The sequence below is a fragment of the Chlorobium sp. N1 genome (assembly GCF_004332115.1).
Lineage (GTDB): Bacteria > Bacteroidota > Chlorobiia > Chlorobiales > Chlorobiaceae > Chlorobium.
Map to the genome: position 1 here is coordinate 1 of NZ_SJPA01000019.1, position 8,021 is coordinate 8,021.

7 protein-coding genes and 1 pseudogene are annotated in these 8,021 nt (G+C 51.2%); 7 read left to right on the forward strand and 1 reads right to left on the reverse strand.

Annotation, left to right across the window (positions count from 1 at the left end; genetic code table 11):
* Window positions 1-100 precede the first annotated feature (100 nt).
* On the forward strand, window positions 101-571 hold the full coding sequence (locus E0L29_RS11160; protein ID WP_131359089.1) for a hypothetical protein: 471 nt from the start codon (window positions 101-103) through the stop codon (window positions 569-571).
* Window positions 572-775: 204 nt separating this feature from the next.
* On the opposite strand, the gene E0L29_RS11170 is transcribed toward E0L29_RS11160, so the two are convergent.
* Window positions 776-1,696, reverse strand: a complete 921-nt coding sequence (locus tag E0L29_RS11170; RefSeq protein WP_131359095.1) for an Abi family protein — start codon at window positions 1,694-1,696, stop codon at window positions 776-778.
* Between the two features lie 272 nt (window positions 1,697-1,968).
* Between E0L29_RS11170 and E0L29_RS11175 the strand changes: the two genes are divergently transcribed.
* The 6 genes and pseudogenes from E0L29_RS11175 to E0L29_RS11205 all read left to right on the forward strand — a co-directional run bounded on the left by E0L29_RS11175 (window position 1,969) and on the right by E0L29_RS11205 (window position 7,693).
* On the forward strand, window positions 1,969-2,469 hold the full coding sequence (locus E0L29_RS11175; protein WP_131359097.1) for a hypothetical protein: 501 nt from the start codon (window positions 1,969-1,971) through the stop codon (window positions 2,467-2,469).
* 45 nt (window positions 2,470-2,514) lie between these two features.
* Complete coding sequence (locus E0L29_RS11180; protein ID WP_131359100.1) at window positions 2,515-3,150, forward strand: hypothetical protein; 636 nt, start codon at window positions 2,515-2,517, stop codon at window positions 3,148-3,150.
* Between the two features lie 92 nt (window positions 3,151-3,242).
* A pseudogene (locus E0L29_RS11185) lies at window positions 3,243-4,134 on the forward strand (nucleotide sugar dehydrogenase); the annotation flags it as partial.
* 668 nt (window positions 4,135-4,802) lie between these two features.
* Window positions 4,803-5,117 (forward strand): hypothetical protein, encoded by a 315-nt coding sequence (locus tag E0L29_RS11195; protein WP_131359105.1) that lies wholly within the window; start codon window positions 4,803-4,805, stop codon window positions 5,115-5,117.
* A 6-nt stretch (window positions 5,118-5,123) separates the two neighbouring features.
* Complete coding sequence (locus tag E0L29_RS11200; RefSeq protein ID WP_131359108.1) at window positions 5,124-5,618, forward strand: hypothetical protein; 495 nt, start codon at window positions 5,124-5,126, stop codon at window positions 5,616-5,618.
* Window positions 5,619-5,782: 164 nt separating this feature from the next.
* Entirely contained in the window at window positions 5,783-7,693 is a 1,911-nt protein-coding gene (locus E0L29_RS11205) for an AAA family ATPase (protein ID WP_207387792.1), read from the forward strand.
* Window positions 7,694-8,021: the final 328 nt, after the last annotated feature.

An 8,021-nucleotide genomic window follows, 5' to 3' on the forward strand; every position in this document is an offset into this window, starting at 1 on the left:
ACATGAATCGGCGGTATCGAGGTGCAAGGTTTTTGGGGCTTTTTAAGGCTTTTCCTTGCACTCAAGATACGGAAAATACCGCTTAATTCATTGCTATAGAATGATTTGGCCATTATTCAGCAAGCCCGAAATACGAAAGGAATTTATTGATAGGTTTAGCTATAAATTTGAAGTAGAAGAATTGGGTTATCTCCAAAATTTATGGACCTCGCACCAAGCAAAGCAAGCGAGTATCAGAGATTCAATGCTTTGGTTCAATTTCACTCTGAGTGCGTTTGGCAATTCGGGTTCTGAATACCTCCTTGGGATGTACGGAGGTGAGCAGATACACATGGGCGTCGAAATCGATACGCCAATAGGTAGAAAGTTAGCCGATATTGGAGAACCATTGTTAGTGAAATGTGCCCTCAATCCTCAAAAAGTAAGAACATTCACCGAGTATCCGTGGGGTAAAATTCTGGTATCTTCTTTTCATTTGAGCTTGGAGCCTGAGGCATACCGTATTGACCAAGACGGAAATGTAACAGAGTCGGTTTCACCTGAGGATTTAATCGTTGAATCAGTACACTAAATAAATGGGCTACTGTGGCTTCGGAAGTGGTGAAGCTGATGTTCAACAGGAACAGCTGTGTGAAAGGAGCCAGGGTGCTCGCGCTCGGGATCACCTTAAAGGAGAACTGCCCGGATATCCGCAACAGCCAGCTCCACCTATCACCGTATTTTAGAGCTATCCCGCTCCCCACGCGGGGTGTTACAAGTCGTGCTGGCATTTGTTTCAACGCCACAATGGCTCACCAGCCCATGTTGAGGAAAAACCCATTGCTCCAAGATCCACATTCGGGTATTTTCTGGTCAGGGCAAGGAATTTGGTTTTGAAGGTATTCTTGGGATTTACTGTCTGCAAGAGGTAGAGCAGTATTGACAGCATCACAAAAGTGTTGTTGTTGGCCGTGCTGGTAGCATGCAGTGCCGGCGAGTTGGGTGAGATCAATGGCTTTGAATATGTTGCCTGGGTTTTCGGCGATACACCGAATGTCCTGTTCCAGAACCTGGAGTGATGGGCGCAAAGGTTGCGCAAGTATACGAGGGTGTGGAGCCATGACATGAAAATGGAATCCTTCAGGCCGAAATGGTGGGCAATAGCTCGTTTGCTTCTGCCCGGTTTAAGGTCGGAATACAGTGTGGAAATCTGGCCGAAGGATGCAACCTCAAGGGTCATCCAGCAGGGAGGGTAAGGGTCTGAATACTTGTTGCTAAATGCCTGAATGAACTCCTCCTGACTGTTTATGGCCTCATCCGTTATCTTTTGCAAGAACTTGTCATGCCTGTTCTTATAGTTCCGGAAAAGAGCTCTATCAGTGTGCCAGAATGGTCCGAATGCTGTCGCCAGCGTATTGATCATCTGGGATTTTACCGCGACCTCGATTTTTTCGATCTCTCCAAGGACCAGTTGGCGGAGTTCGCGATCAAAACAGTAGAGTTTGAATGCAGTGTTGAAGGAGGCGTTCTCCTTGAACTGATGCAGGTGTTTCGGGGATTGAAGGAGTGGGTGCCAGTATCCGCTTAATCGGTAATAACTGATGTTATTGAGGAGGTGCTGTGCTTTGCTTTTGTCCTCGATAAATAACCCTCTTTTTTCGAGCAGTTCAAGCTGCTCCGTGTGGCTGAGTGGTTGTTTGGAGTACTGTAACGCCATCTGGTCGGGGAAGGGGAAAAACAAAAAGCCCACCCTGAGCGCGCTGATCTAACGGGAAGCGGGGTGAGCGTGTTGCTTTTAATATACGAGTGAGTTTGGATTTAATCAAAATGTTTTTGTTTTGACTCTCCTGTGATGGGGTGGTGTGAGATGAGTTTCACCCGATGTCAAGCGGGATATCGTAACGAGGTGGGTCCAAGCAGGGAGGTGAAAGGCGCGTGACAGCATGTTTTAGAAGAGTGCGCAAACAGCAGCCATTTCCAGTCAGTACCATGCTCAGAAGTTACCTTGAAGACATCACAAATAACGGGAATGTCAGCTCTCATCGAAAGCTGATTGAGTCTCTTCGTGGCATTGCGCCTCATTCCATAGCGGTGCTTGAGCGCTCCGGCGATAACCTCTTGTATAACTGTGTTATGTATGCTCTCGGTCTTGCACAAGACCCTGTTTTTTTAGATCTGCTGCACGAACTCCCTTCCCGTATCCACGCAAGTACTGCCTTCATTCAATTCTTGGTTGACGAGGGGTATCTCGTCAAATCGATATCTCCTGATGTCGGAGATCTTATCGCCTATCACGATAACACTCGGTTCCGGCACATTGGCATTGTTGTTGACGATGGCAGGGTCCGTTCCAAGTGGGGTGTGGGACTTCTGTACGAGCATGCTCCACTCGAAACGCCATATTCCTATGGCAATGCCGTCTGCTTTTTCAGGCCTCTGAAGCGCGAGGTAGTACTGGATGCATTTTTTGAGTTTGCAAAATCTCAATGAGCCATCTTCTGTACGAAGGCGGCAATCCGAAAGAGGACTTCCCTTATGCAGCTAATTACGAAAGAGCTTGTTAGTGCTGCCACGGCGCCATCACCTTGGGACTTGGGCAATGAGGTGCTCTATGCCCTCTGCCGTGAACATCCGTTCCATGATCATAAGGATGCCATTATCGCCAAGGTGTGGCTGATCGGGCGCGCTTATGCCGCCGCGATTGAGCGGCGTATAGATGCCCGGGAGCCGTCAGACGATTTCTATCAGTACAAACTTGCACCTGCGGTTGCCGAGTCTCAATTGGATGAGTGGCTTCGTTCCCTGCCGCATTCTCTGGATGAGCCATGGCGGCAGCTTGGAGAGGTAGTTGCCGTCCATAAGGCGTTGGTGGACCTTTTTGCTGGGATAACGGGGATGAATAAGCGATCGCTGGCTTCCAAGTATCTGCATTTCCATCGACCAGATCTCTTTTTCCTCTACGACAGCAGGGCGAAAGCAGGCCTTGCCGCCCTTTCCTCCTCACTCGGGAAGCCACCTCGCATTACCATAGCAAAACAAAGCCAGATGGATCCTGAATACCACAAGCATGTACGGCGATGCCAGTGGGTGAGTGACCAAATCGCTGAACGATTCGATCAGCGCCTCACGCCAAGGCAGCTGGATTCATTGTTGCTCAGTGTGAGTGTTTGATACTCGCGTCAGGCCACAGGGGTATGACTTGGCGCTTCGCGATGGGTGGGGGCGAGCTTCTTTTCCGTCCCCGTTCTCCACTTCCAGCTGATCCCGGGGCCACGGAGGAGGATTGCGTGCCGGTGCTCGAACGGGTGTCGGGGCTCAGGATGAACGAGGATTTCTCGGTGGGGTATTCGCCCGAACGGATCAATCCCGGCGACAAGCTGCATACGGTGACGAAGATCAAAAAGGTGACCTCGGGCTCGAATCCTCTTGCCGCGTCGGTAATCGACGACCTGTACCGCTCGGTGATCGAGGCGGGGACGCACTGCGCCCCTTCCATCAAGGTGGCCGAGGCCGCCAAGGTGATCGAGAACTCCCAGCGCGACATCAACATCGCCTTCGTCAACGAGCTTGCACGGATCTTCAACCGCATGGGGATCGATACGCTCGACGTGCTCGAGGCGGCTTCGACCAAGTGGAACTTCCTGCCGTTCAAGCCGGGGCTTGTCGGGGGGCACTGTATCGGTATCGACCCCTATTATCTGGCGCAGAAAGCACAGGAGGTGGGGTACCATCCCGAGATCATCCTTGCCGGGAGGCGGTTGAACGACGGGATGGGCGCGTATGTGGCTTCGGAAGTGGTGAAGCTGATGATTGAAAGGAGCAAGGGTGCTGGTACTCGGAATCGCTTTCAAGGAGAACTGCCCCGATATCCGCAACAGCCGGGTGATCGATATCATCCGCGAACTGCAGGAGTACGGATGCGAGGTGCATGTTGCCGATCCGTGGGCGTCGAACGGCGAGGTGGAGCATGAGTACGGGCTCTCGGTAGTGGGTGAACTGGATGCCATCGAGCGGGGAGGGTACCATGCCGTGGTGGCTGCGGTGGGGCACCGGGAGTTCGCGGGAGTGGATCCGCGTGAGTGGGTCGCTGAAGGCGGAGTGGTGTATGACGTGAAGGGAATGTATGAGCGTGGGATGGTTGACGGGAGGCTGTGAGTGGTGAATATGGCTCCTTTCGGGGCCGGGATGTTAGAAATCCGTCGATCAGGCTGAAAAGTGAAGCACTTGCCAGGCGCGGGTTTGGTCAGGTTTTGCCACCGTGTGGAGACCGGGGTTGATGGTTGTGTGCATGATGGGCGCCTGTGTGATGCGGGCTCTGTTTTTTTGTCTGGTGAATAAAAATTACGTATGATTCTGGTGGAAGCTGTGTGTTGCTGTGGGCTTTAAAGCGTTACAGGTTTGATCATGAAAAAAGTGACGGGGAAACAAGCCGGAACGGCCGCATCGAAAACACTGCGGAGCGGCTCTACTGGCAGTACCACCAAAACTTCTTCAGGGAGTGCATTGTCGCAACGGCAAGCTCCTTCGAAAACCACATCAGCCGGAGCAGCAACGGCAGCATCAAAGACTCTCCGTGACGGAAGGACGAGCAAGGCGTCGAAAACTGCTGCCGGAAGTACGCTGTCGCAAAGGGAGACGGGGCGGAAAGGAAAGTGATCGGTGCTCAATTGCGTTTGGTTCGAGTCGAAGCGCTTTGTGTCGTAGATATCGTCCGTGTAATCAACTACCCCGGGGCATAGAGGCAATAAAACCAACATTGCGCCTCAAGAATCGGGAAGTATATCCCTCAATGATTCAATTGTTATCCTAAAAGGAGGAGCCCTATGGCAATCAATAAACATGAGTTGCAGGAAATGAATGAGCTTCTTTCCAGGGGAAAGACAATCGCTGATCTTGAAAAGAAGTATCCCCAGTATGGCTATTGGGAGATTTATTGGCAGGTGGCGGACTACAGCTTCCTTGGTAAAAAGCGAACGATTACAAATCGTCTCAAAAAGCTTGTGAGCGCGAAGACACAGGCGGCTCGTCAGGGAATTGCCGATGAAGCTCAGTCATTACTGGACGAGCTCTATCTTCAGTTGAAAAGCAATAGTGCAAAACTTATTGAAATTGATCGGGCCCTTCGCTCTGAAGGGTAATGCGAAATGAGTGTCAGGGAGTTTGAGTTATACCATGGTGCGGTTCTTGCCAAGATTCTCCGTTCGGATAAGCCGGTAGCCCTCCGTTTGGTTGAAACCAAGCCTGGAGAGAATTGGTCAACCTACACGTTGAATGATGCCGTGAGCCTGTTGGTGACGTTCAGTAAAGGACCGCGTCCTATATCTCGTGGCAATGGTGGCATTTCATGGAGTTTTGTATTCAGTGTCAATCAACTTCGACAAATGAACCCGGACAATTCTGAGCTACCGGTTTGGGTCGCAATGGTTTGTGGTAGGAAGTCTCCGGCAGATGGAGATATGCAGGTTTGCTTGCTGGATCCCGAACAACTGGCTGATGTGATTGATTTTACCGCCGCACAGCAGAGCCTTACGGTGAGAAATCCCAAAGGTCGGGGACAGCTTCGGGTGTTCAAGGGTCGTAAGGAGACGTTTTTGGTACCCCAGTCTCGCCTTGAGAAATGGGAGTTGCCGGGGTCATGATTTTCATCCTGAAATTCGAGTTGAGAAGGGCTATTGGCCGCGAGGTATCCTTATCGAAACTGGGTCGGCGCTCATGGTGATCATCCGCTCCAGAAGGTAGCTGTTCCTGGCCATAACGGCTCTGCCCTCAGGCGTTCGAATATGCTGATGCCGGATGCTGCTCAATGAAACCGGCGATTTCGGCCTCCAGTGCAATGGCCAGCATTCTCTGTGCTCCCGGCCGTGACAACTCTTCCAGATTGAGTTGGCCGTTCATCATCTCTAATGCAAGAAACAAGTCGGGAGGTCATCAAATGAAGCTATGTCGCTTGCGTATCCACAACTTCCGATCGATTATTGATGCCGACATCGAGGTTCATGACTATACGATGATTGTCGGTGCGAATAACGCAGGTAAAAGTAACCTGCTGGCAGCACTGCGTGCGTTTTATGAGGATGTTAAATGGACCACTGAGGACGTGCCCAAGGTGGGCAAGAGCTCTGAAGAAACTTGGGTTGAGTTGGCATTTACGCTGACCGATACAGAATGGACGAGTCTTGCAGACAAGTACAAGGCAGACGTGACCGACCAGACACTGAGGGTGCGGCGCTACTTTGTCTCCAAGGATCGCGTCAAGGCCAATCAGAGCAACATCTATGGTTTAGTTAACGGTGAGCCGGAGATGACTTATTTTTATGGAGCCAAGAACATAGGTACTGCAAAGGTGGGGCGTGTTATCTACATTCCTGCGCTCACGACGGCTGCTGATCAGATGAAAACCTCCGGACCTTCACCGCTGCGCGACATGCTTAACTTCATGCTCAAACGCGTGGTGTCGGAAAGCGAGGCTTATAAGGCCGTAGAGAATGCATTCGACAAGCTTAATGAAGAGGCTCGCGGGGATGATGGTTTTCTTGCCAAGATTGCCAAGCCGATCAATGATGCCATTGGCCACTGGGGCGTACGATTTGATATGTCGGTCAATGCGGTGTCGCCAGATGACATTACCAGAAATCTGGTCAAACATGCGTTTGCTGATGCAATGCTTGGTGATACTGCGTTTGCGCTTGACCGTTATGGACATGGTTTCCAGAGATCATTTCTATATGAGCTGATCAAGCTCGCTCCATCGTTCGCGGATGTCAAGGCGTGTGAGAAAAAGGAATTTGACCCTGACTTTACGCTTATTTTGTTTGAGGAACCGGAAACTTTCCTGCATCCTGCCCAACAGGAAAACATGGCTTTTCACCTTCGTCGTCTGGGCTCTGGGGATGGACAGCAGGTCATTATCACCAGCCATTCTCCGATTTTCATCGGTAAGATTGCTGACAACCTTTGCCAGATCGTACGTGCACGTCGCGAAGGCGGGATAACGGTTTTGGGGCAAATCGGCAGAACGGTCGCAAAGGATCTTTTTGCAGAAGGACTGGCATTCCGGAAGTGCCTGGAAGAGTATGTGAATGACACTGCGATTCCGGGTGATCAGAAGACGGCGGCTCGAAAGCTCTTGACGACTGCTCAACAGGATGAAGAAGTCGCTACCCAGGAAGAGCGTTTCCGATATCAGTTATGGCTTGATTCTGATCGTGCCGCGATGTTTTTTGCTGATCGCGTGTTGTTTGTTGAGGGGGCTACTGAAAAAGCGCTGTTCGGCTGGTTGTTAGCTCGTGACTGGCACGAACTGACCCGGCACTGTATTGCCGTGGTTGACGTGATGGGCAAGTTCAACTTTCATCGTTACACGGCACTTATGGAGAAGTTCGGTATCCCTTACGGTTTGATGCTTGACGACGATCAGAATAAGCAGCACCACAAGGCGGTCAACGAGATGCTACGTAATCAAGCGGGTCAGTCTCTGCTTGCGCCCGCGGTGTTCATTCCGACGCACATGGAGTCCTTTCTTGGCAAGCCATTGCCTGACCGCAATGACCAAAAGCCCGTGCAACTACTCCGCGAGCTTGAAGCTGGGGACGTGGCAGCTGATAAGCTCTCGGCGCTACGAGCCAAGTTTACGGAGGCGCTGGCTCTGTCCGACGAGGTTGATGCCTGTCATGTAGCCGACGGTAGCCTGCGTTCCTCGCTGATAAATGAATAGGGTGCCATTCAGCGCTACCTGGTTTCTACTGGAGCAGGAAGGGCTTTTGGCCCAATCCTGTCTGTGTAATGGTCTGACCGCTCTCCGTCATGCCACCCTTGGCGATAAGAAGGGGCTTTTCTATTCGGCGTTTTTCGAGTTGTCGATTGGTTTTGAACGGGTATTGAAGTTGATCTTGATTCTTGACCATATGGGCAAGAATAAGGCTCCTCGCTGTTTCAAATGGGTAAGCTGAAATTAAGTTTCCCGTTGATGAGGTAAATCATGTTGATGAGATACCTGTTGGTACGGTAGCCCCGAGCCCGTGCTTTTGCGGCCTGGACGAGGC

Bases quoted from the DNA above. Each gene is read 5' to 3' on its own strand.
- E0L29_RS11160 (WP_131359089.1), top strand. From the start codon at position 101: ATGATTTGGCCATTATTCAGCAAGCCCGAAATACGAAAGGAATTTATT.
- E0L29_RS11170 (WP_131359095.1), bottom strand. From the start codon at position 1,696: ATGGCGTTACAGTACTCCAAACAACCACTCAGCCACACGGAGCAGCTT.
- E0L29_RS11175 (WP_131359097.1), top strand. From the start codon at position 1,969: ATGCTCAGAAGTTACCTTGAAGACATCACAAATAACGGGAATGTCAGC.
- E0L29_RS11180 (WP_131359100.1), top strand. From the start codon at position 2,515: ATGCAGCTAATTACGAAAGAGCTTGTTAGTGCTGCCACGGCGCCATCA.
- E0L29_RS11195 (WP_131359105.1), top strand. From the start codon at position 4,803: ATGGCAATCAATAAACATGAGTTGCAGGAAATGAATGAGCTTCTTTCC.
- E0L29_RS11200 (WP_131359108.1), top strand. From the start codon at position 5,124: ATGAGTGTCAGGGAGTTTGAGTTATACCATGGTGCGGTTCTTGCCAAG.
- E0L29_RS11205 (WP_207387792.1), top strand. From the start codon at position 5,783: ATGAAACCGGCGATTTCGGCCTCCAGTGCAATGGCCAGCATTCTCTGT.